The organism is Geothrix limicola (genome assembly GCF_030268085.1).
Lineage (GTDB): Bacteria > Acidobacteriota > Holophagae > Holophagales > Holophagaceae > Geothrix > Geothrix limicola.
This window is the reverse complement of the sequence record NZ_BSDE01000005.1, coordinates 247,734-268,784: the sequence shown is the minus strand read 5'-3', so window position 1 is coordinate 268,784 and position 21,051 is coordinate 247,734. Positions and strand designations below refer to the sequence as shown.

The following is a 21,051-nucleotide window of genomic DNA, read 5'->3' as shown; positions in this document are numbered from 1 at the left end:
CTCCATGTTCGAAAATCAGGGCTGGGCGGGCGGCGGTCCGAAATACAGCAACCAGGCCTGGGTTCCGCCCATGGGCACCGGGGCCTGGGCGTAGCGGGCCACCATCGGCGCCTGTCCAGAGGCCAGCAGGGCGAGCAGACCTTCGTGTAGGGTCGGGTCCGGTCCGAGGGTCACCTGGAGGCTGCGCCAGCCGAGGACCAAGCCGTCCCCCAGGCGATCCTTCAATCGTTCAATGGCATCGGCGAGAGAATGTCCCCGGAGATCGAGGGAGGCGTCCACCTCGATGGCCATCCCGGCGGCCAGCTGGAAGCGCAGGGGCACGACAGGATGAGCCGAAGATTCAGGCTCAGGGAGCGTGGGGGTCGCGGGCTTGGATGCCTGCACGGGCACGGGTACCGGGGCCGGCGAGGGCTTGGGGACAGCGACGGCGCGGGCAGGGGTAGACGCCGCGCGATCCGGAAGGCCCTTCGACAGCGGCTTGAGGCCCTTCAGATCCTTGAGGGCTTCCTGGAAAGTCTCCGGGGCCGTCGGTTCAACCGCGGCTGGAGCTTCGGATATCGGTCCCTGAGCTGCAGGCAGGCTCGCGGCCTGGGCCGGCTTTGGTGCGCTGCGCTTCAGGCCCATGGCGGACAGGAAGACCGCGTCTTCGTCATCCAGCACCACCGGCGTGGCCGGTTTCGGCGCTGGTTTGGGGGGTGGCTTGGGGGCCGCGGCGGGCTCCGGATCCAATTGCTGTTTCAGTTTTGCCAGATCCTGCTTCCAGGCCATGAACCATCCTCGTCTTGTCCAGAGTAGGCCATCCGCGGCGATGCCCAAAGCCCGCCGTTGCAATCCCACACATAAACTGAGGCAAAACGCCGCGGGTTGTCCGGCTTCAACCCTGGACTTTCCTCGCGGATCCAAGGATTGACGGCGTTTGGCGTAAGCTGGCACACCCTTCGCTCGTATCCCCATCATCCAACCTGGAGGCCCCATGCGCCGCTCCGCATCCCTGTTCGCACTGCCCCTGATCCTGGCTTCAGGGCCCGCCCTCATGGCCCAGACACCGCATCTGGGCTTTAGCCTGAACCTCCTGGCCCCGACCGGGGAATTCGCCAGCAAGACCTACCCCGAGTACTTCAGCACCAGCGCAGGCCGCATCATTCCTCCCCAGAAGGAAACCTACGATGTGGGCCTTGGGGGGAGTTTCACGGTCAGCTTCCCCGTGGATCGCAACCTTGCGATCCGGTTGAACCTGGGCGGCTCCTCCGAGAGCGGCACGAACCGCGCCTACGGGGAAGACACCATCAACCTGAGGCATTCCGAGTTCAACGTGGGTGGCGACCTGCAGATCTTCCCCAACGGCACGGCCTTCCGTCACCGCGGCCTCTACTTCGTCGTGGGGCTCTCGGCGGATTTCGAGCAGTTCGACCGCAGCTATGGCGACATCACCTACGGTTACTACAACGACTATCCGGTGGACACCACGCACAAGAGCCGCCTGGGCGGCACGGTCGGTCTCGGCCACAGCTTCGGGTACGATTCGGGAATGCGTTTCACCCTCGAAGGCACCTTCCACAAGACCCTCACGGGGAACAACGTCGACGCCGGAGATCCTCCCAGTTCCGACTACGTGAAGCTGGGGTTTGGATTCGTGTTCTAAGCAGGCCTGCCACGACAGAAACGGCCCCGCGAGGGGCCGTTTCTGATGGGGTGGGACCTTGATCAGGCTTTCTTCTTGGGGGCCGCCTTCGCCTTCTTCTTCGGCTTCACGGGCTCGGGTTCGTCCTCCTTGCCCAGCAGGAGAGTAAGGAAGCGGACGACATCCTTGTTGGTCGGATCGAGCTTCTGCAGCCGGCGCGCGTAGATGAGGCGTTCCTGTTTCGGGTGCGTGTCGTTGGCCTTCACCTGCTCGAGCTTGGCGGCCACGAAGGGTGCGGTTCCGCCGGCTTCGGAGATCTCGGCCTTCTCGGTGACGAGGAAGGCCTGCCAGTCGGCCGCAGTCTTGGCGGTCGTTTCCTTGGCCTGGCGCAGCCGGACGAGGATGCTTTCGATGTCCTTCAGGGACCGCTCGCTGTGCGTGATGGCCGCCTGCTGCTCGTCCATGAAGATCTTCAGCTGCTGGCGGATTTTCATCTGCTCCTGGGAAAGCCCGGGAGCCTCTTCGAGTTCCTTGAGACGGGGGGCCTGCTTGGTGACGGCCTCCCGGCATTCCTTGAGCTTCAGCTCATGCTCCATCCGCGTCTTGGCGAGGAAGGGTTCGGCGGTGGCGAGGTTCTCCTCGGCGGCCGACTGGGCCTTCTGGAAGTGCGCGATGGCTTCTTCCCAGCTGCCCTCCGCAAGACAGGCGCGCGCAGCCAGGCCGCGCAGTGCCACGAGGGCATGCATGTCGTTGTAGTCGGATGGGTTCACCGTGAGCCCCTCGCGGCCGAGCAGGGCCTCTACGCCCTTGCGGACGGTAGTGGCCTCTCCCCGCTCCAGCTGGAGTTCCCAGGGGCCGCGGACTTCCTTGAAGCGGTCGGTGAGGCTCTGGGCGCCGAGGCTGGTGACCAGGGCGCAGGCAAGCAGGAATCCGAAGCGGGTCATGAGGCTCCTTCAGTCATTCGGGAATGGAATGATCCTACTTCTTTTTCGCGCCGCCCTTTTTTGCGGGCTTGGCAAAGGCATCCTTGCCAGCCAGCAGGTTGTCCAGGGCCTTCTGGGCGAGCTTGTTGCCGGGGTCCAGCACCAGTAGGCGGTTCAGGAAAGCCACCTGGGCCTGAGGGGTGCCGAGCTTGGTGATGTTTTCAGGGGCCCGCATCACGGCATCCACCCAGTTCTTCTTTCCAACGACCTTCACCTTCTTGATCGTCTGCTGCGTGTTGAAGTCGGTGATCTCCTGATTCTGATCTGCCACGGTCTTCTTGGCCTTGGTGACGGCCTCGTCAGCGGACTTGATCATGCCTTCGACTTCCTTGCGGTTGTCGCCCAGTGTCTTGGTGACCTTGGGGGCATTGGCCAGGTTCTGCTTGTGCACGGGCAGGGCCGCGTTGATCTGGGCGAGTTCCTGCTCGTTGGCCGGGGCCTGGGCGATGCGCGCCTTGAGTTCGTCCATCTCTTTGGCTTCGAGCTTCTTCTGCTTGGAGTTCACGGCCGCCACGTCATCCTTCAGGGTCTGCAGGAAGAGCTGCAGCTCCTGCTGGCGAGGCGTGTTCTTGGCGATGTAGGCCGCCGAATCCTCGGACGCCTTCTTCCACTGGGCGACAATAGGAGCTTGGGCCTTGTCGAGGTCGGCCAGGGTGGCGCGGGCGGCCTGGGCGCGCTTCTCGTGGATCTCAGTGGCCTTTTCCCACTGGCCTGCCTCGGCAGCCACATTGGCGTAGAGGCGGTACAAGGACATCAGGCCCTGGGCGTTGTCCAGGCTCTGGCCAATGGCCTTAGGCGAAGAGGCGTCGAAGACGGGGCGCTCGGCCGGGATCAGTGCCTGGACCTTGGTGAGGGCTTCCTGGGCCTTGAGCTCCTTCAGCATCTGGGTGATGCCGGGAAGTTCCTGATTGAACCTCTGGGCGAGGTCGACGTTCGCGGGCGCCTGGGCAACCAGGGCCACGGCGGAAAAGAGCATGAAGGGCATCGGGCGCATGGGCACTCCAGAAAGGTCAAGGCTCCAGGGTAGCGAAAAGGCCAGGGAGGGGGATGGCCCCTTGCCGAATTGTGACCGGATCAATCACCGGTCCTTTTCTCTTCGAGTTCAAGCCATTCCAGTTCCAGGAGATCCAGCTCGGTCTGATGGGCCTCCCGCTCCCGCATGGCCAGATGCCCCGGGCTGTCGGAGCGGAGGAAGGCGGCGGGATCCGCCAGGATGGCGTCCTGCCCGGCGATGCGTGCGTGAAGGTCGGCCAGGGCCTGCTCGACTTCGGCGAGCCGGCGCTGCTCCTTCTGGGAGAGTCCGGGCTTCCGCGGTTTGGGCGTTTCAGCGCGGGTGGCCCCCTTGGTCGGCTCGGCCTTTGTCGGTTGCGCGGTCTGGGCGCGGGCCTCGCGGAGGCTTCCCACAGTGGAGGGCGGTCCTTCGTAGAGTTCCCATCGGGGCGACCCGGTTCCGTTCCAGGCCAGGGTGTGGGTGGCCACCTGGTCGAGGAAGAATCGGTCGTGGCTCACGAGGACGAGGGTGCCGCCGAAGCCGATCAGGGCCTCTTCGAGGTTCTGGAGGGTGGGGATGTCCAGATCGTTGGTGGGTTCGTCCAGCACCAGCAGGTCCGCGGGACTGAGCATGGCCTTGGCCAGGAGCAGGCGATTGCGCTCGCCGCCGCTGAGGGTCGAGGCCGGGCGGTTCTGCTGATCCACGGGGAAGCCGAACCGCGTGAGGTAGACGTGAGCGAGCACGGTGCCGTTGCCCGTATCGACGATGGCCGCGCGATCCGCGAGGTTGTCGAGGATCGTGCGCGCGCCGTCCAGTTCGCCCCGTCCCTGGGAAATGGCGGTGACGGCGAATTTGGGATGGCGGACCACCTCGCCGGCGGTGGGCTCCAATTCGCCGAGCAGCACCTTCAAGAGGGTGGATTTCCCGCAGCCGTTGGGCCCCAGCAGGGCGATGCGCATGCCGCGCTGGAGGCTGAGATCCAGGTTGCCCATCAGTTCCGCGCCGCCGGGGTAGGCGAAGTGCAGGCCCTCGGCGCGGATCAGCGCATCGCTGCGGTTGCCGCCCTTCGCGAAGGTCAGTCCCTGGCGGACCTCCAGGCGCGTGCGGTCCTCCACGCTGCCCTTGAGGTCCAGCACCTCCTGGATGCGGAGCTTGGATTTGCGGGTGCGGGCCTTGGCGCCGCGGCGCAGCCATGCCATCTCCCGGCGCAACCGATTCTGCATGTGTTCCGTCAGGCGGGCCTCGCGGAATTCGCGATCGGATTTCTCGAGCAGGTAGTCGCTGTAGCCGCCCTCGTAGCTGCGCAGTGCGCCGTCCTCCAGCTCCAGCATCCGCGTGACCACGGCATCCAGCAGGTGGCGGTCATGGGTGATGAGGAGGAGGGCGCCTTCATATCCCTGCAGCCAGGCTTCAAGGCGTTCCACCTGTTCGGGGTCGAGGTGGTTGGTGGGCTCGTCCAGCACGAGCACGTCCGGTTCCTTGAGCCAAGCCTGGGCCAGGGCCACGCGCTTGCGCCATCCACCGGAAAGCGATTCCACCTCCACATCGAGATCCGCCAGGCCCCAGACCGTGGCGGCGGCCTTGAGGCGCGGGCTGAGGTCCCAGCCCCAGTGATCGAGGAGGTGTTCGATGGTTTGCAGTTCGTCAAAGAGGCGCGCCTCGGCCTCGGCGTTCGAGCCGTGAAGCCGATCGTGGATCTCCTGATGCCGTGCCAGCAGGGCCGCATGATCCGCCAGGGCGGCTTCGAGGGCCTGACGCACGCTGGCACCCGGCGTGAAGTGCGGCTCCTGGCTGAGCCGGGCGATGCGCAGGCCCTGGGTGATGACGACCTCGCCTGAATCGGGAATCTCGTCGCCGGTGAGCAGACGGAAAAGCGTGCTTTTCCCTGCGCCGTTGCGGCCGATGAGGCCGACCTTCTCGCCCTGAAAGAGACCGAAACTCAGTCCATCCAAGATGGCTGTCGCGCCATAACGTTTCGTGACATTGATCAAACTCAGGGCGATGGACGGCAAGAATGGCTCCTCGGACCTTCCAGAATCCCATGGATGGGTTGATCCTTGCCCCGAAAGTCATCCGAGGCTCCCATGACCCTTCAGGAAGAACTCCAAATGTCCAAGTTACCCGCGCCGGGCGTGCAGCTCATGCTGCAGCTCATGCTGACGCGCGAAGCCGTCGTGCGTGTGCAGGAGCGGTTGTTCGAAAACCATGGCCTGACGATCCAGCAGTACAACGTGCTGCGCATCGTGCGCGGCGGCCCCGTCAAAGGGCACCCGATCTACGAGATCGAACGGCGCATGATCTACCGCTTCGCCAACGTGACGCGCCTGGTGGACCGGCTGGAAGTGCAGGGCCTGCTCAAGCGCGTGGCCGATCCCAAGGACCGCCGCGTGAGTCGAGTGGTGCTCACACCCAAGGGACGCCGCCTCATGGAACGGCTGGACGAGCCCGTTCAGGCCATGGCCACGCGCCTCACCAGCTGCTGCAGCGAGGACGAATGCCTGGCCATGGGCCACAGCCTGGAGCGGCTGCGCGAGCATTGCGTCCAGCAGGAAGTCTGTCAGGACGTTCCTGCAGGCGTCGCCAGCTGATCCAGCAGATCGTAGGCTTCGGATTCGGACACATCTTCCAGCTGGACCCACCGGCCTTCGCCGAGGTCCATCCACAAGAGGCGGGAGCCCGGTTGCCACCAACCCTGGCGGAGGGTGCGCGGACCGGCGAGGTGCGAGGCGCCCTTGAGCTGGGCCTCGCTGGGTCGTGTGACGGCCTGTAGGCGCCAGGGGCCGCCCGAGGCGCGGCGCAGCTGCAGCACGCCCTGATGCAGGCTCCAGCGGCCGTCCCTGGCCCGCAGGCGGAGGCCCCCAGGGCCTGACACCACGTCGCCTTGGATGTGAAGGGGCGCTTCCTGGTCCAGGATCCACTGCACACCCGAAAGCGCTGTGGCGGCGGTGTCCCAGCCCACGCTTCCCAGATCGGCCAGATCCGTGTCGCCCAACTTGATGCGCAGGGCGGAGGCCGGTGCCTGGTCGAAGGTGGGATCGATGGGCACCCAGCGATCCCGCAGGCGCACCTCCACCCAGAAATGAAGGCCGAGCATCTCGCCGAGGCCCACCCAGCCCGTGACGCCGCGGGCGGGTACGCCCAGGCGCCGGAGCAGGGCCACCGCCAGCACGCCGTGCTCCGTGCAGTCGCCCCGCGGATGGTGGGCGACCTCCAGGGCCGAGGCGAAACCGACGGTGAAATCCTTCTCGGTGATCCAGTCGAAGACGAAAGCGTTCACCCGCCGGGCGATGTCCCAGCGCGACAGACCCGGCGGCAGGCCCAGGCGGCGGAGGAGCCCGTCGAAGGCCGGATCCCGAAAGGGCACGAGGGGCGTCGGGGCCAGGAAGCGGGCCTCGTCGGTGCCCGGTATTCCCGTCACCGGAGGCTGGGCCGCTTCGGATGCTGTGGGTGGCGCGGCCCGCTTGAAACGCCAGCGGCCCTTGGCGACCTGGCTCTGCTGGGCATCCTCGGGAAGCTCCGGCCGGGCCCCCTCGGCGCGCAGGGTCCATTCGGGCATCCAGGGCTGAAAGGGATGGGGTGGCAGCTTCTGGAGCGTCTGTTCGAAGAATCCGGCGCCTGCCTCCTTCGAAGGCACGGGTGCGGGCAGTTCAGACCTTTGCGTCAGGACTTCCAGGCCGCCCAGCTCCGTGCGGTGGCGCAGTTCCCCGGCGGTGGGGGAGATCCAGACTTCGACCGTGGCCGTGGCCGCGCCTTCGCTCTCCTGTCCGGCGAATCGCACGGCATCGGGGAATCCGGGCAGGGGCGCGGCGCCCTTGGGCTCCAGCTCGATGGAGCTCCACTGCTGGATGGGAAAGGAGAAGGTGACGGCCTGAACGGATCGCCGCGTTCTCGCGGCTTCCATCAACTTGGCATCCAGCTCCTCGGGCCAAAGGATGGCGCCCGTCGGCACGGTCTTGCGCACCGCGGGACCGTTCGCCGGCTGGATGGAGAGACCGTCGGGATCCCGGGGGGACCACTCGGCCCTTCCCTCGAAAGGTTCAGCGGAGAGCTGCAGGCGCCAGGTGAAGGTGAGACGGCCATCGGGCGCCTTCTGCGCGCTCTGCCGGATCTCCTGGCGGATCTCCTGACCCAGGCGGGAGAGCACCATCCATTCGCGGGTGGCGATCTCGCGGGTGGTTCCGCGCTGCGTGGTCTCCGTGCTGGAACCGCCCACTTCCTGGCCACCCAGCCATTGACGGAAGGTGTGGGTTTCAGCCGTCTGACCCAGCAGGGAAAGGCCCGTGAGCAGGAGCAGGAAAAGGGGGGATGCGCGCATCCCCCCAGTCTATCGGCGAGCCATCCAATCAGCGGGCCAGGCCTGCGGCCAGGCGCAGATGGTGCATGCGGTCGCGCATCCGTTCCTGAGTCCGGGTCCGCAGCTCGGCGGCCTTCGCGCGCTGCTCGGGGGTGAGCACCGCCAGGACCTCCTGGCGCACGGCGCGGCGGGCCAGCATCATGTCGAACCGGGCCGAGGAAGCCTTGTCGTGCAGGGTGCGCAGCTGGGCTTCGGAGGTGCTGGCATCCTGCATGGCGGCTCGGAGGGCGGTCTGGGCCTGCCTCACGGCGTCGCGGCGCACGAGCATGTCGGGGCGGTGCTTTTCGTGGATGGTCTTGATGCTGTTCTTCTGAACGTCGGTCAGGTTGAGGACCCGGGCGATCCGCTGGGCGCGGTGGCGGCCTTCGGGGTAACCCTGGGCGGCCAGGGGCAGCGCCGCGAGGGCCAGGATCAGGGTGGAGCGGAGCAGGGATTTCATGGCGACTCCTGATGGGCTGTTTTCTGCCTCACCTCTTGAGACCCGGATTGGGACATGCGGTTGAATGCGGGCAGACTAGATGGGTGATCCGCACCTACTCGGCCATCGTCCTGAAAGCCACGCCCTATGCCGAGGGGGCGGCGGTGGTTTCCTTTCTGAGCGAACACGGCGAGCGACTGTCCGGCGTGGCCAAGGGGGTGAAGAAACCCACGGCCAAGTGGGTGGCCGCCTTCGAACCCATGGGCATGGTGAAGGTGAGCTTCTTCGGGAAAGAACACACCGACCTGAAGCGGGTCACGCGCTGCGAACTGAGTTTCAGCCCCCTCACCCTGGGCCATCTGGAATCCAGCCTGGTGATGGCCTGCCTGGCGGATCTCTTCGACCGGGTGGCCCGGGAAGGGGTGGAGGATGATCGGCTCTACCGTCTGCTCAGCGCCTGCGGGCGGGCCCTGAAAGCCGACCCCGGCAACGCCCTCGGCATCCTGGCCTATGCCGAGCACTGGTTGCTCCATTGCATGGGGCTGCTGCCCCACCCCAGGGTCTGCGGCCGTTGCGGCAACGACGTGGCGCCCCTGGTCCTGCTCAGCCCGGAGCAAGGCTGGTGCTGTGCCTCCTGCACGCCCGCGGACCCCGTGGAGGCCCTTCCTCCGGGAAGCCGCGAGTACCTCAGGCGCCTGAGGACGGGAGGTGCCGAGGTCGCGCCCCGCCTGGACCCGGCCGACGAAGCCCAGGTGGCGGTCACCGCCCTCCTCCGGGCCCGGCTGCTTCAGGAGCTGGGCGGGGGCCTGAAGAGCTACGACGTGCTCTGGCGGACCGTCTGAAGGCAAGCGGGCAAGATGGGGTGGAACGCTAATTCTTGCCTCGCCACGGGGACCGTCCGATGGGATTTCATGATCGAAGCTGAAGGGATGGGACTCGGGAAGTCCTTATGGAGATGGGTGTCGGGATCCAGGATCCCGAGGGATCTGGCCGGGATCCCGTTGCTGGGGGTCGTGGCCTACCTGCTGTTCCGCTACGGGGCCACCGTCGGGCCGGCCGAAGGGGCCCTGCTCATCATGGCGGCGGCCGGGTTCCACTGGGTGATCTTCCGCTGGTGGGACTGGCACCGTGAGCTCGGCCATGAAGGACCCCTGCTGGATTGGGTGCAGCGCATCCTCCAGGGGGAGCGCCACCCCATGGTGGTTCCGGAAGGTCTGCGGAGGCGGGACGCGCTGATGGCTGCGGCCATGAACGCGGTCCTCGAAGACATCCAAAACGGACGCACGGCCCTGGCGGAGCTCCGGCAGGCCAGCTCCCGTGAATGGCGGGAGCTGGATACGCTGCTGGCATCAATCCAGGAGCACCATGCGGCCGAAGCCGAGATCCGCGCCCAGGGCGGGGCCCGATTGAAGTCCCTCGGCCAGGATCTGAAGGCCGCCATCGAGGGCACCCTGCGCTTCGATCAGATCGAGTTGAACCATCGCCTGAGGGCGGACCAGTTCCGCCTGCAGGGCCAGGCCTTCCAGGGCACGCTCGAGCAGCTGCGGGCGGGGCTGGACCAGTTCGAAAACCTGTTGGAGGAGTTGCAGGATTCCTTTCCGAGGCTGCGCCGGGAGGAAGATGCCCTCGGGCGCCTGGCGGACGCGGGCCTTCGGCAGGGATCGCGGTTGACGCTGTCCGTGAAGGGGCTCGTGGCCCACACGCCCCGGCTCATGGATGGTACCCAGGCGCGGATGGAATGGCTGCGCCGTCTGCGTCAGACCGCCGATGGCGTCCGCGACAAGACGGAGGCCCTGGCGCGGCGGCTCGACACGTTTCGCGAAGAGGCCCAGTCCCGCATCCACTACTTTGGCGGAGCGCAGGGCAACCTGAAGGACATCGATCATGTGGCCCAGCAGACCGGGTTGCTGGCGGTGAACGCGGCCATCCTCGCCCAGCAGGATGGCGGCAGTCCGGGACTGTCGGCCATCGGGGGACGCCTGCGCATCCTTTCGGACCAGACGGCCGGAGGCGTGTCGGGGCTGGAGCGGATGCTGGATGAATATCAGCGGGGTCTGGAGCGGGAAACGGCCGGCCTATGGGATCTGCAGGAGGTCACGCAGAACCTGCTTTCGGATGTGCACGACCTGCTGAGGACCGCCGGGCATCTGGACCAGCAGGGCTATGACCTGGAGCGCGTCCTGGAAACCCACCTGGGCCTGGTGGATCACGTGCGCCAGACCTCCGAGCGCGCGGAGCTTTCCCTGCATGAGGTTGGGGAACGGGCCATGGCGCTGGAATCAGCCCATGTGAGGCAGTGGGGGGTGGAGGCCAAGATCGGCCCCGAACGGGAACGCCTTTCCCGGCTCGGGACGCGCCTGGCGGATGTGGGCGAAGGACTCTCGCGCATCAGCCAGCAGAACATCGATGAGATCTGGGATATCCTCGCGCGGCATCAGGCCATTCGCAGGGCGGATGCCTATCAGCAGGTGACCTCGGAGGGGTTGCCCCACCTGCTGGACGAAGCCGAGTCGGCTGAATCCACATGGAATGGCGTGGCCTGGGCCCGCGCCCAGCGGCGCCGGCGCAGGGTGGGCGAGGGGGGTGGACTCCTGCCGCCCATGGGCCACCGGGATCCGAATGGGGGCCTGCGGCTCCTTCTGCTCGGACAGGATGCGCTGCACAATCCCGAACCGTCGGCCCTGGAACGCTGGACCTGCGACGCCTCGGGCCGTTTCTGGGATCTGAGCCTGATGGCTTCCCTGAGAACGGAAAGCCACCGTTTGGCCCTGCTGGCCCTGCTCAAGGAAAGCGCGCTCTCGGCCTGCTTCCCGGATCTGGATCTGCGCATTTCGCCGGAAGGCGCGCGCATCCGGCTGCCCCACCCCTATCCGGGCCTGCCGGGATTCCTGGCGGGACTCAGGCTCGAACTGATGCTGGAACCCGAATTGTGGGATCACGCCTACCGGGACGCGGCGCCCGTCGAGGCGCGGATCCAGGGGTTGATCTGGCTGGGACCCGGCGAGGGCGGGGGGATCCAGAGCCCGTGCATGCGCCTGGCCCATGCGTGGATCGGCAGTCACGATCCGCATGAATCCTTCCTGTCCTGGCTGCCCTATGAGGGACCTCGTCCGCCCAGCCCATGGCTGGGGGACAGCGGCGTGGAAGAGAGGCTGCCCGCGCCCTTGCCGTTGCGCTGCCTCGGCCTGGGAGCCGACCCGGCGGTGCTGGGGCCCATGCGCGATCGGCTGATCCAGGCCGGAGCCATCGAAGGTCCCGGAGGGGCGGCTCTCTGCGCCGTCGACATCGGTCACGCGCATCCGGATGCCCTGCTGCTGCGGTTGTTCCAATCGGATGCCCACCTCGCGGGCGCCTTCCACCCGGAGCTCGTGCCCTACCAGGTACGCATGCGCGACGAGGTTCTGGGCGGCTGCACGGGGGATCCCTATCGTGCCGCCTGGGCCATTCTCGATGACCTGCAGCGGGCGGGCTGGCTGATGCCGCTGCCGCTGCACGGGCATGCGTGAGATATCTGTGACATATCTTTGAAGTTAAATTCGTTCGACCAGGGTTGACAGACGTGAAGCCTCGCCGATACCTGTTTCAAGCGATCTTTGGACCTTCCCAGACGGTGTGTGATCCAGGGCCCGGGACCGCCACCAACCAGCTTCCGCCTGCGGCGGGGGCCGGGCTGTAGAAGGCCAGCGACCGCCACTCACAGGAGATCCTATGTTTCATGTCGCGTTCTCGCGCGGCCGGGGGCCTGCCTACGCGGACCTGCCGCCCACCCTTCAACCCTGTGCCGTCGCGGCTTCCGCCCCGCCTTCGGACCGCGTGCGTGCCGCGGCCCTGTCGGGATTGATCTACCTCCTGCTCGGAGCCTCGGCCCTGACCATCGCGTCCTTCGCGCCACCGGTGAGCCTCGCACCGCCGGTCCAACCCACAGTGCCCGACCGGATCGTCGTGTTCGATAGACTGCAGCTCCCGCGGCCCGTGGAGCGCGTCACGGCCGCCACAGGCGGCATGGGCAGCGGCGATGCCACACAGATCGTCAATGCTGGCGCGGCGCATCAGGCGGATCCGGACGAAGCCTCCGCGGGTACGCCCACCGATCGAAGCGGCGAGATCCCGGGACTGGCCAACCCTGCCATCGGTGGCAACCCCGCACTGCCTCCAGGCAATCCCTCCGTGGGGGCCGGCACGGGCGTCGTCCAGGATTTCTCGATGGTGGGGCTCACCGTGCTGCACCGGGTGGATCCGGTCTATCCCGAGTTCGCCCGGCGCGCCCGCATCCAGGGGCCCGTGGTGCTGCTGATGACGGTGGATGAAGGTGGTCGGCCCATCCAGGTGCAGGTGCTGGAAGGGCATCCGGCCTTCCATGAAGCGGCCCTGCAGGCCGCCCGCCAGTGGCGCTTCGAGCCCGCGCGCCTGGATGGCCGTCCCGTGGCCGCCGCCTTCCGCCTCACCCTGAAGTTCGCGCTGAGGTGAGGACGTGATGGCCACCAAGCTGCGCAGTGACATCAACGTCACACCCCTCGTCGACATCGTTCTCGTCCTGCTCATCGTCTTCATCACGCTGGTTCCGGCGATTCCTCGGGTGCTTTCCGCGGCCCTGCCGGGCCAGGGACAGGGCGGGCCTTCCGTGCCTCTGCTGCGCCTGATCCTGAGGGGCGATGGCGGGCTGGAGGTAGTGGGACAGCCCGGGGCCTCCCTGGCCGCGGCCCTCAATCAACGTCCAGAGCGCATCCTGCTGAAGCTGCATCCGGACCTTCCGCTGAGCGCGCCAACGCGCGTGCTGGATGAAATCAAGGGGCGCTGCCCGGATACCCGGGTGGCGGTGACCGCGGGGGCATCCTAGGACCGTGCTACGCTTGGCCCTTGTGGATCAGGGCGTCGCTGTCCGCGAGGGCAGAGGAAAGTCCGGGCTCCACAGGGTGCTGGGCCTGGTAACACCAGGGCGGGGTGACCCGACGGAAAGTGCAACAGAAAACAAACCGCCGATGGCCGGCCCGTGGAAACACGACCGGATCAGGTAAGGGCGAAACGGTGGGGTAAGAGCCCACCGCCGGACTGGCAACAGGACGGGCACGGCAAACCCCCCAGGGAGCAAGACCAAATAGGCCGACGCACCGCGCAAGCGGCGAGGGTTGACCCGACCGAGTCGGCGGGTAGGTCGCACGAGGTGGGTGGCGACATCCATCCCAGAGGAATGACGCTCCACGACAGAACCCGGCTTACCGATCCACCACGGCCCCCGCAAGGGGGCCGCGCTGGGTTCGGAGCCGGGCCGGCTTACCCTCCATCTATCGCCGTGCGGTGCACGGCTCCCACTCGCCTTCGGCGCGCGGAGATGGAGCCTCCCACCACGGCCCCCGCGAAGGGGCCGCGCTTATGTTCTCCGGGGGTTCCGCGCTGCGCGCATACCCCCGGGCTTCCGCTTGCTGTTCCACCTCGCTGTCTTCGGTTAGGCTGGGATCCGTTCTCCGAGTAGGCCTCTGACGTCTCTGACCCAACCTTGCTGTCTTGCGCCTGGACTTGGCGCGGGGATGGGCGCGTCCGGATGGGCGCGCGGTTAGAGATCCTGGCGATCCGCCAGGCAGGCCAATGCACCACACACTTCGGAGCCACCATGGCGCAGGACATCCAGGCCCTGGCGCGCCGCCTTGAGCGGGCCCAGGCGTTGCAGAACGAACGATTCAATCAGGCCGCGGGAGGCCGCAGCCTACCCGTGGGCGGCGGTTTCGCGCACTTCCGGGGCGAGGCCCACCCGCTCAATCAGGCCCTGGGACTTATCGAGCCCGTGGACGAGGCCGAGCTCGTCGCCGTCGAAGCCTTCCTCGGCGTCCCCACGGTGCTGGAACTGAGCCCTGGCGCCGATCCAGGGTGGTGGTCGCTGTTGGCGCAACGTGGCTACCGGCTGCATCAGTTCCAGCAGCTCTGGACTCGCGCCCTCACGGATCAGGACGCCACCGGCCTTTCTCCGGAGATCCGGATCGCAGGGGCCGGAGAAGCGGAGCTGTACAACAGGATTGTCTGCGCTGGGTTCCTCGAACGCGATGACTGGCAGGATCTGGAGCCGCCGTTCCGGACCTCCCTCCAGGTGGAAGATGCATGGGGCTTCCTCGTCTTCATGGAGGGGCAGCCCGCCGGTGGGGGCATGTTGGGATTAGTGGACGGTATCGCCCTGCTTTCGGGTACGAGCGTGCTGCCGCGATTTCGGGGCAGGGGGCTCCAGCAGGCGCTCATCCGGGCGCGGCTCGGCCTGGCCCGGTCACGCGGCGCCGAGATCGCCTGCGCCTCCACGGCTCCGGGAACGGCCAGTCAGCGCTCCTACGAATGCTGCGGCTTCCGGGCGGCCTATCCCAAGGTGGAGATGGCCCGCGGATGAATCGATGAATCCACAGGCGGCGCATGGTTCCGACACGTGGTTCCATGGAGCATGCGCCGCCCTTCGCCCCAGACCGCCGCCCTGCTCGTGACGGCCCTCGCCTTCCACGTGGACATGCTCCTCTACTACCTGCTCGTGCCGCTGCTGCCGCGGTACGCGCGGGAGCTGGGCCTGAATCCCGTGAAGGTGGGCATCCTCTTCGGAAGCTACGCCGTCGCGCTGCTGCTGGCGACCTTCCCCGTGGCGATCCTCACGGACCGGTTCGGGCGCCGGGCCCCCATGCTTTGGGGTTTGGCGGGCCTGGCCCTCACGACCCTCGTGTTCGCGGTCTCGAAGCAGTATTGGCTGCTCGTGCTGGCCCGGTTCTTCCAGGGCATTGCCGGCGCGGCCACCTGGCTACCGGGCATGGCCCTGCTGGCGGACCACTTCCCTTCGGAATCTCGGGGGAAGGCCATGGGCACGGCCTTCGCCGCCGCCAACCTGGGCGTGCTCATCGGCCCGCCGTTATCGGGATTTCTCGACCTGCATGCCGGGCCCTCGGCGCCCTTCCTCTTCGGCGCGGGTCTGGTGGGGCTCGATGCCTTGGGCCGGGCCTTCCTGCTGCCGGAGGTGGAAGCGGAGCGTGGGCCTCGCCTGCCCTTTCGACAACTACTGTCCAATCCCATCATTCGTCTCTTTGCAGGCGCCATGGCCCTGGGATCGGGGCTCTGGGCGCTGCTCGAATCCACCCTGCCGCTGGACATGGACGGGCGGCTTGGGCTCAACGCGTCCCAGATTGGATGGTGCTTCGCGGCCTCGGCCCTGGCGCACACATTCACCTCGCCACTCATGGGCCGGCTGTCGGACCGCATCGGCCGCGTGAAGGTGCTGCGCATGGGCCTGGTGTTGGCCCTGGTGCTGCTGCCCCTGCCGGCGCTGTTGCCGGGGCCCTGGTGGGTGGTGCTGGCGATGATGGGCCTGGGCAGCACGGCGAGCTTCATCATGAGCCCCTGCAGCCCTGCGGTGGCGGACCAGGTGGAACGCCAGGGCAGCCAGAGTTTCGCGTCGGCCTTTTCCATCCTCAACCTAGCCTATTCCGTGGGCCTGATGATCGGGCCCCTCGTAGGAGGCTTCCTGGTGCAGGGCCTGGGTCTGCCGGTGGCTCTGGGGTTGTGTGGCCTGGTCTTCGGCGGTTACCTGTTCGCGGCGCGGGGATTCACCGCCTGATGCACCGGTAGATCCACCGCTCTTCGCGTTCATCCCAGGGACGCCCGTCCAGCCCACCGTAGGCCTGGGCCACGTCGAACCCGGCCTGATCGAGGCACGCGCGCACTTCGGCATCGGTGGGGATCCAGATGTCGTGGCAGAAGGCTTCGCCCTGGCAGACGCGCTCGGTGAGGATCCGCCGTCCGTCGGGATTCCACATGGCGCGTTCCTGGTAGCCCTCTTCCGGGAACTCCATCCACTCGCCCTCCACGCCGACCATCGCGGACTGAAGGAAGGTGCGGCCCGCGAGATCGAGCAGCAGCACGCCGCCGGGGCGGATCACCCGGGCGAATTCCGTCAGCTGGCGCAGGTTCTCGGCCTCGGTCGCGAAATAGCCCCAGCTCGTGAAGGCGCAGAAGACGGCATCCGTGCAGGCCGCGCGGAAGGGCAGGGCGCGGAAATCCAGGCGCACCAGGGGCGCGGGATGGATCGCGCGATGCTTGGCCAGGTTCAGGGGGCTCAGGTCTCCGCCGGCGACCTTCAGCCCTCTGGCGCGCAGGTAGGGATGCAGGCGGCCCCAGCCGCAGGGGAGATCCAGCACCCGGCTTCCGGGCGGCAGGTCCAGCAGAGTCGCCAGAGCCGGGCCTTCATGCGCCGCATCCGCCGCCTTGTCTGCGTAGATGGTGAAGTAGGCGGGGTGATCGAAATCGCGGATGAACCAGTCCATGGGGAAAGTGTGGCAGAGCGCGGACGACGATGGAAAAGCCGGACGGAACGATGCCCAGACATGAAGAAGCCCAGACATGAAGAAGCCCGGCCATGCCGGGCTTCTTCATGCGGATCGAGGATCCTCAGCCTTCCTCGTTCTCGGCCTTGACGAGCTTCACGGTCGGCGAGGCCTGGGGGGTGTTCACGATGCCCTTCCAGACATAGCGGGTGCCGCGCTTCTGACCGTTCTTGACGATGAGCTTGGCATCCTCGAGTTCGGTGAACAGGCGGCGGAGCGTGGCGGGGGCCCAGTCGCAATCCTTGAGGTCCAGGGCGACCTGGGCCTCGAAGCTGCTGAGGGATCCCTTGTCCTGCAGGGCGCGCATCAGCTGGCCCTTCATATCCTCCAGTTCAGGCTTGGAGCGGCGGGCCTTGGTCTTGAAGGCCGGAGCCATCTCCTGCTCGACCATGGGCACATGCGGCTTGGGGGCGGGGGCGGTGGGTGCAGCGGCCTGGGGGGCGGTCATTTGGGCCTGGACGAGCAGGCCGTCCAGGTAGATGTCCCCGCGTTCGGGCTGGAAGAGCACAACCACCGAACCAGGAGCCATGCCCTCGTGCTGAAGCGCTGTGATGACACGTTCTCCGATTCTGGATTTCTGATCTGCTGTAAGACTGGGAGTTTCGATAACGACAATGGCCATGGGCACTCCAATATGTATACGGAAGAGCTATACTACACCTGGAATATGGATTTGTAAATTTCTGATTTAATTATCATTCGTGCACACTCTTCGAGGTTCCTATGCGCAAGACGAAGATCGAACGGCCTGAGGAACAGCAGCGCTTCGAGACCTTTCTGCGCTCCCGTCAGCTGAAGCTGACCGGCGAGCGGCTGGAACTGGTGGAGGAGGTGTTCGGCCAGCCTCACCACTTCGACGCGGATCAGCTGCACATGGCCCTCAAGCAGAAGGGCAAGGCCATCAGCCGGGCCACGGTCTACCGCACCCTGGACCTGCTCGTGCAGTGCGGGCTGGTGCGGAAGAGCAGCTTCGGCGATCAGTACGCCCACTACGAAGCGGTGCGCAGCGACGAACATCACGATCACCTGATCTGCCTGAACTGCGACGCCATCATCGAGTTCTTCCGCGCCGATCTGGAGGCCCTCCAGGAGCAGATCTGCCGTGAGTTCAACTTCAAGCCGATGCACCACAGCCATCAGATCTTCGGCCTCTGCCAGGCCTGCCAGGGCAAGACGACGGATGATTCGGTCCTCGCCCACCGTCTGAGCCAGCTCAATACCTAATATTCTCCGGGGGTTCCGCGCTGCGCGCCTCCATGTGACGCAACGCTCTGCGTTGCTCCCACTCGCCCTAGGCTCGTGGACATGGAGCCTCCCCCCGGGCCCCCGCGCAGAAACCCGGCGGAGCCGGGCTTTCGCTTGTACCCGCTCCTGATTCTGTCCCTCCCTTGGTGGTCTGCGGTGGGGGCTTTCCATGCCATAGCGGACCGAGGGGGACGGCGCTAGGCTTGGCCATGGCCAAATTGACGATTCAGGATCTCCAGCGTCTTCCGAAGACGGATCTGCATGTGCATCTGGATGGCAGCCTCCGCATCCCGACCATCCTCCAGCTGGCGGAGGAGCAGAAGGTGAAGCTGCCCGCGGACACCGCGGAGGGGTTGCGCCCCTTCGTGGAAGTGGGCGATGACTGCAAGTCGCTGGTGGAGTATCTGCGCGCCTTCGACGTGACGCTGTCCGTGATGCAGACCTACGAGAGTCTGGTCCGCACGGCCTTCGAGCTGGCCGAAGACGCGGCCAAGGAGAACGTCCGCTACATGGAGGTGCGCTACAGCCCCATCCTCCATCAGCAGAAGGGCCTCACGCTCCACGCCATCGTGCAGGCCGTGCTCGAGGGTTTGGCCCAGGCCGAGCGCCAGTACAACATCAAGACCGGCGTGATCCTCTGCGGCATGCGCCACATCTCACCCGACATCTCGCTGCGCCTGGCGGACCTCACCGTGGCCTTCAAGAACAAGGGCGTGGTGGGCTTCGATCTGGCGGGCGCGGAGGAGAACTTCCCCGCCAAGCGCCATAAGGATGCCTTCGGCCGCGTGCTCCAGAACAACATCAACTGCACCCTGCATGCGGGCGAGGCCTACGGGCCTGAGAGCATCCACCAGGCCATCCACCTTTGCGGCGCGCACCGCATCGGCCACGGCGTGCGGCTCATCGAAGACGGCGACCTGCTGAACTACGTGAACGACCACCGCATCCCGCTGGAATGCTGCCCTTCGAGCAACGTGCAGACCAAAGCCGTGAAGAAGATGGCCGATCATCCCATCCGCCTCTTCTACGACCTGGGCCTGCGCGTCACCGTGAACACGGACAACCGCATGGTGACCAATACGACCGTCAGCAAGGAATTCCAGGTCATCCACGAGGAGCTGGGCTTCAACCTCGAAGAGATCAAGGAAGTCATCATCATGGGCTTCAAGAGCGCCTTCCTGCCCTACGCCCTCAAGCGCGCCCTGCTGGCGGAAGTGGTGCACGAGCTGAAGGCCTTCAAACCCGGCAGCCTGGAAAGTAAAAAGGAACAGCTCTGATATCCTGACTGTCGAGGTCAGGATTCATGCTGGATCGATTCGCCGTCTTTCTCGACCAACACGCCAAGGTGCTCCTCACCACGCATGAAAACCCGGATGGGGATGGCGTGGGCGCCGCCATTGCTCTGGCCGCCCATCTGAAGGGCGCAGGCAAAGCGGCCCGCATCGTCGTGACGCCGGCATTGCCCGAAAACCTGCGATTCCTGGATCCCGAGGGTTGGATCGAGGCCTACGAACCTGCGGGCGCCCACAGGGATCTAGCGGCCTGGCCGGATGCGTGGCTGCTCATCGACGCCTCGGAGCCTCACCGCATGGGCGCGCTGTACGCGGCCTTCGAAGGCACCCAGGCCGAGCGCGCCTGCCTCGACCATCACCTGAAGGACGAGCCCAAGGGGTTCGACGACGAGTTCACGGATCCCACCGCCAGCGCCAGCGCCGAGCTGGTCTACGACCTGGTGCGGCCGCGGGTGGGCGGGGACCTGCCGCCCGTTATGGCCCAGGCCATCTACGCCGGGCTCGTGAGCGACACGGGCAACTTCCGGCACTCCAACACCACGCCGAAGATCCATCACGCCGCCGCCGATCTCATCGCGCAGGGGGTCCATCCGGCGCGCACCTTCAACGCCCTCTATCAGACCGCCACACCCGCCAAGCTGAAGCTTTTCGGACGGGCCATGGGGGGTCTGCAGCTGCGCGAAGGGGGCCGCTTCGCCTATGTGGCGGTGACGAAGGCGGATCTCGAGGCCTGCGGCGCCACCCACGAGGATCTGGACGAGTTGGTGGAGGAACCCCGCAAGCTGAAGGGCGTCGAAGTAGCGGCCCTGTTCTCCGAGGCCGCGGACGGCCGCGCCAAGGTGAGTCTGCGCTCCCGCGAGCGGGTGGATGTGAACGCGGTCTGCCGCCAGTTCGGCGGCGGGGGCCACCGGCTGGCTTCGGGCGCGAAGGCCGCCCAGCCCCTGGAATCCTTCATCGCCGCGGTGGAAGCCGGCGTCATTGCACAGATAAGGCAAGATATGGCCTAGGTTGTATGCCGGGCACCGAAGGGTTGCCCGGACGTGGTCCAGGCCTCAGACTTTTTGTTCCTCGAGCGGCATCCAATCAGGTGACCGCCTCTTTCCGGAAACCCATGTCGCCCAAAGAACCCAGCAGCGCCCCCAAGCTCGAACTCTTCTGCAAGCTCCAGGCGGAGAAGGTGCCCTTCATCGCCAAGGCGAACGTGCCCTCCATCTTCGGGAAGTTCACCGTCTACGGCTTCCTGGAACACGCCACCGGCAAGGAGCACCTCGCCATCGTGGCCGGGGAAATTGACGCCCGGCGCCGCATCCCCGTGCGCGTGCACTCGGAGTGCTGGACCGGCGACGTGCTGGGCAGCCTCAAATGCGACTGCCGCCAGCAGCTGGAGGAGGGCCTGCGCCACGTGGCCGAGCACGGCGGCATGGTGCTTTACCTCCGCCAGGAGGGCCGCGGCATCGGCCTGCTGAACAAGCTCAAGGCCTACGCCCTGCAGGAGCAGGGGCTGGATACGGTGGAGGCCAACCACTCGCTGGGCTTCCCGGACGATCTGCGCACCTACGACTGCGCCGTGGAGATGCTGAAGTTCTTCGGCATCACCAAGGTGAAGCTGCTCACCAACAATCCCCGCAAGATCGGCGCGCTGGAATCCGCGGGCATCGAGGTGGAGCGGGAGCGCCACCAGCTGGCCTCCAACCCGCACAACCTGCGCTACCTGAAGACCAAGGCCCGCAAGAGCGGCCACATGCTGGATTTCGAGGAAGAGGCGCTCTAATGCTCCCCGGGGGTCCCGCGCTGCGCGCCTCCGCCTA

Annotated in this window: 20 protein-coding genes and 1 other RNA gene; 13 read left to right on the top strand and 8 right to left on the bottom strand. The window is 66.5% G+C overall.

The window, feature by feature from the left end:
- Positions 1-15: 15 nt before the first annotated feature.
- Positions 16-768: a Smr/MutS family protein gene (locus tag QSJ34_RS13860; protein WP_285576241.1), complete on the bottom strand. Its 753-nt coding sequence runs from the start codon at positions 766-768 to the stop codon at positions 16-18.
- Between the two features lie 205 nt (positions 769-973).
- Here QSJ34_RS13860 and QSJ34_RS13855 point away from each other — a divergent pair, with 205 nt between their 5' ends.
- Entirely contained in the window at positions 974-1,642 is a 669-nt protein-coding gene (locus tag QSJ34_RS13855; RefSeq protein WP_285576239.1) for a hypothetical protein, read from the top strand.
- Between the two features lie 62 nt (positions 1,643-1,704).
- On the opposite strand, the gene QSJ34_RS13850 is transcribed toward QSJ34_RS13855, so the two are convergent.
- From QSJ34_RS13850 to QSJ34_RS13840, 3 genes are all read right to left on the bottom strand, one after another.
- On the bottom strand, positions 1,705-2,565 hold the full coding sequence (locus tag QSJ34_RS13850; RefSeq protein WP_285576236.1) for a hypothetical protein: 861 nt from the start codon (positions 2,563-2,565) through the stop codon (positions 1,705-1,707).
- Between the two features lie 34 nt (positions 2,566-2,599).
- Positions 2,600-3,598, bottom strand: a complete 999-nt coding sequence (locus tag QSJ34_RS13845; RefSeq protein WP_285576234.1) for a hypothetical protein — start codon at positions 3,596-3,598, stop codon at positions 2,600-2,602.
- An 80-nt stretch (positions 3,599-3,678) separates the two neighbouring features.
- Positions 3,679-5,607, bottom strand: a complete 1,929-nt coding sequence (locus tag QSJ34_RS13840; protein ID WP_285576232.1) for an ABC-F family ATP-binding cassette domain-containing protein — start codon at positions 5,605-5,607, stop codon at positions 3,679-3,681.
- Between the two features lie 96 nt (positions 5,608-5,703).
- Here QSJ34_RS13840 and QSJ34_RS13835 point away from each other — a divergent pair, with 96 nt between their 5' ends.
- Positions 5,704-6,183 carry a MarR family winged helix-turn-helix transcriptional regulator gene (locus QSJ34_RS13835; protein WP_285576230.1) on the top strand — a complete coding sequence of 160 codons (480 nt, stop codon included), beginning with the start codon at positions 5,704-5,706 and terminating at the stop codon, positions 6,181-6,183.
- On the opposite strand, the gene QSJ34_RS13830 is transcribed toward QSJ34_RS13835, so the two are convergent.
- Positions 6,153-7,910: a transglutaminase-like domain-containing protein gene (locus QSJ34_RS13830; RefSeq protein WP_285576228.1), complete on the bottom strand. Its 1,758-nt coding sequence runs from the start codon at positions 7,908-7,910 to the stop codon at positions 6,153-6,155. The two genes, QSJ34_RS13835 and QSJ34_RS13830, sit on opposite strands and share 31 nt — an antisense overlap.
- A 28-nt stretch (positions 7,911-7,938) precedes the next feature.
- Entirely contained in the window at positions 7,939-8,388 is a 450-nt protein-coding gene (locus QSJ34_RS13825; protein WP_285576226.1) for a Spy/CpxP family protein refolding chaperone, read from the bottom strand.
- An 83-nt stretch (positions 8,389-8,471) separates the two neighbouring features.
- On the opposite strand from QSJ34_RS13825, the gene recO reads away from it, so the two are divergent.
- The 7 genes from recO to QSJ34_RS13790 all read left to right on the top strand — a co-directional run bounded on the left by recO (position 8,472) and on the right by QSJ34_RS13790 (position 15,940).
- Positions 8,472-9,209: a DNA repair protein RecO gene (gene recO / locus QSJ34_RS13820; RefSeq protein WP_285576224.1), complete on the top strand. Its 738-nt coding sequence runs from the start codon at positions 8,472-8,474 to the stop codon at positions 9,207-9,209.
- 117 nt (positions 9,210-9,326) lie between these two features.
- On the top strand, positions 9,327-11,873 hold the full coding sequence (locus tag QSJ34_RS13815) for a coiled-coil domain-containing protein (RefSeq protein ID WP_285576222.1): 2,547 nt from the start codon (positions 9,327-9,329) through the stop codon (positions 11,871-11,873).
- A 202-nt stretch (positions 11,874-12,075) separates the two neighbouring features.
- Positions 12,076-12,834 carry an energy transducer TonB gene (locus tag QSJ34_RS13810; RefSeq protein WP_285576220.1) on the top strand — a complete coding sequence of 253 codons (759 nt, stop codon included), beginning with the start codon at positions 12,076-12,078 and terminating at the stop codon, positions 12,832-12,834.
- A gap of 7 nt (positions 12,835-12,841) precedes the next feature.
- A complete protein-coding gene (locus QSJ34_RS13805) occupies positions 12,842-13,204 on the top strand; it encodes an ExbD/TolR family protein (protein WP_285576218.1) in 363 nt (120 codons plus the stop codon).
- A gap of 19 nt (positions 13,205-13,223) precedes the next feature.
- Positions 13,224-13,599: RNase P RNA component class A (rnpB, locus tag QSJ34_RS13800), an RNA gene on the top strand.
- 376 nt (positions 13,600-13,975) lie between these two features.
- Positions 13,976-14,734 (top strand): GNAT family N-acetyltransferase, encoded by a 759-nt coding sequence (locus tag QSJ34_RS13795; protein WP_285576216.1) that lies wholly within the window; start codon positions 13,976-13,978, stop codon positions 14,732-14,734.
- A 51-nt stretch (positions 14,735-14,785) separates the two neighbouring features.
- Positions 14,786-15,940, top strand: a complete 1,155-nt coding sequence (locus QSJ34_RS13790; protein WP_285576215.1) for an MFS transporter — start codon at positions 14,786-14,788, stop codon at positions 15,938-15,940.
- On the opposite strand, the gene QSJ34_RS13785 is transcribed toward QSJ34_RS13790, so the two are convergent.
- Positions 15,930-16,646, bottom strand: a complete 717-nt coding sequence (locus tag QSJ34_RS13785; protein ID WP_285576213.1) for a class I SAM-dependent methyltransferase — start codon at positions 16,644-16,646, stop codon at positions 15,930-15,932. The genes QSJ34_RS13790 and QSJ34_RS13785 overlap by 11 nt on opposite strands.
- A 124-nt stretch (positions 16,647-16,770) precedes the next feature.
- Positions 16,771-17,235: a hypothetical protein gene (locus QSJ34_RS13780; RefSeq protein ID WP_285576211.1), complete on the bottom strand. Its 465-nt coding sequence runs from the start codon at positions 17,233-17,235 to the stop codon at positions 16,771-16,773.
- 194 nt (positions 17,236-17,429) lie between these two features.
- On the opposite strand from QSJ34_RS13780, the gene QSJ34_RS13775 reads away from it, so the two are divergent.
- The 4 genes from QSJ34_RS13775 (at position 17,430) to ribA (ending at position 21,014) form a co-directional block, all read left to right on the top strand.
- The gene (locus tag QSJ34_RS13775) at positions 17,430-17,930 is read left to right on the top strand and encodes a Fur family transcriptional regulator (RefSeq protein WP_285576210.1); all 501 of its coding nucleotides are present in this window, start codon (positions 17,430-17,432) and stop codon (positions 17,928-17,930) included.
- A 230-nt stretch (positions 17,931-18,160) separates the two neighbouring features.
- Positions 18,161-19,228 carry an adenosine deaminase gene (gene add, locus QSJ34_RS13770; RefSeq protein WP_285576208.1) on the top strand — a complete coding sequence of 356 codons (1,068 nt, stop codon included), beginning with the start codon at positions 18,161-18,163 and terminating at the stop codon, positions 19,226-19,228.
- Positions 19,229-19,254: 26 nt separating this feature from the next.
- Entirely contained in the window at positions 19,255-20,250 is a 996-nt protein-coding gene (locus QSJ34_RS13765; RefSeq protein ID WP_285576206.1) for a DHH family phosphoesterase, read from the top strand.
- 104 nt (positions 20,251-20,354) lie between these two features.
- Positions 20,355-21,014 (top strand): GTP cyclohydrolase II, encoded by a 660-nt coding sequence (gene ribA, locus QSJ34_RS13760; protein ID WP_285576204.1) that lies wholly within the window; start codon positions 20,355-20,357, stop codon positions 21,012-21,014.
- Positions 21,015-21,051: the final 37 nt, after the last annotated feature.

Bases quoted from the DNA above. Each gene is read 5' to 3' on its own strand.
- QSJ34_RS13780 (WP_285576211.1), bottom strand. From the start codon at position 17,235: ATGGCTCCTGGTTCGGTGGTTGTGCTCTTCCAGCCCGAACGCGGGGAC.
- QSJ34_RS13850 (WP_285576236.1), bottom strand. From the start codon at position 2,565: ATGACCCGCTTCGGATTCCTGCTTGCCTGCGCCCTGGTCACCAGCCTC.
- QSJ34_RS13790 (WP_285576215.1), top strand. From the start codon at position 14,786: ATGCGCCGCCCTTCGCCCCAGACCGCCGCCCTGCTCGTGACGGCCCTC.
- QSJ34_RS13765 (WP_285576206.1), top strand. From the start codon at position 19,255: ATGCTGGATCGATTCGCCGTCTTTCTCGACCAACACGCCAAGGTGCTC.
- QSJ34_RS13835 (WP_285576230.1), top strand. From the start codon at position 5,704: ATGTCCAAGTTACCCGCGCCGGGCGTGCAGCTCATGCTGCAGCTCATG.
- QSJ34_RS13775 (WP_285576210.1), top strand. From the start codon at position 17,430: ATGCGCAAGACGAAGATCGAACGGCCTGAGGAACAGCAGCGCTTCGAG.
- QSJ34_RS13825 (WP_285576226.1), bottom strand. From the start codon at position 8,388: ATGAAATCCCTGCTCCGCTCCACCCTGATCCTGGCCCTCGCGGCGCTG.
- QSJ34_RS13785 (WP_285576213.1), bottom strand. From the start codon at position 16,646: ATGGACTGGTTCATCCGCGATTTCGATCACCCCGCCTACTTCACCATC.
- ribA (WP_285576204.1), top strand. From the start codon at position 20,355: ATGTCGCCCAAAGAACCCAGCAGCGCCCCCAAGCTCGAACTCTTCTGC.
- QSJ34_RS13860 (WP_285576241.1), bottom strand. From the start codon at position 768: ATGGCCTGGAAGCAGGATCTGGCAAAACTGAAACAGCAATTGGATCCG.
- QSJ34_RS13845 (WP_285576234.1), bottom strand. From the start codon at position 3,598: ATGCGCCCGATGCCCTTCATGCTCTTTTCCGCCGTGGCCCTGGTTGCC.
- QSJ34_RS13795 (WP_285576216.1), top strand. From the start codon at position 13,976: ATGGCGCAGGACATCCAGGCCCTGGCGCGCCGCCTTGAGCGGGCCCAG.
- QSJ34_RS13855 (WP_285576239.1), top strand. From the start codon at position 974: ATGCGCCGCTCCGCATCCCTGTTCGCACTGCCCCTGATCCTGGCTTCA.
- add (WP_285576208.1), top strand. From the start codon at position 18,161: ATGGCCAAATTGACGATTCAGGATCTCCAGCGTCTTCCGAAGACGGAT.
- QSJ34_RS13805 (WP_285576218.1), top strand. From the start codon at position 12,842: ATGGCCACCAAGCTGCGCAGTGACATCAACGTCACACCCCTCGTCGAC.
- QSJ34_RS13830 (WP_285576228.1), bottom strand. From the start codon at position 7,910: ATGCGCGCATCCCCCCTTTTCCTGCTCCTGCTCACGGGCCTTTCCCTG.
- QSJ34_RS13810 (WP_285576220.1), top strand. From the start codon at position 12,076: ATGTTTCATGTCGCGTTCTCGCGCGGCCGGGGGCCTGCCTACGCGGAC.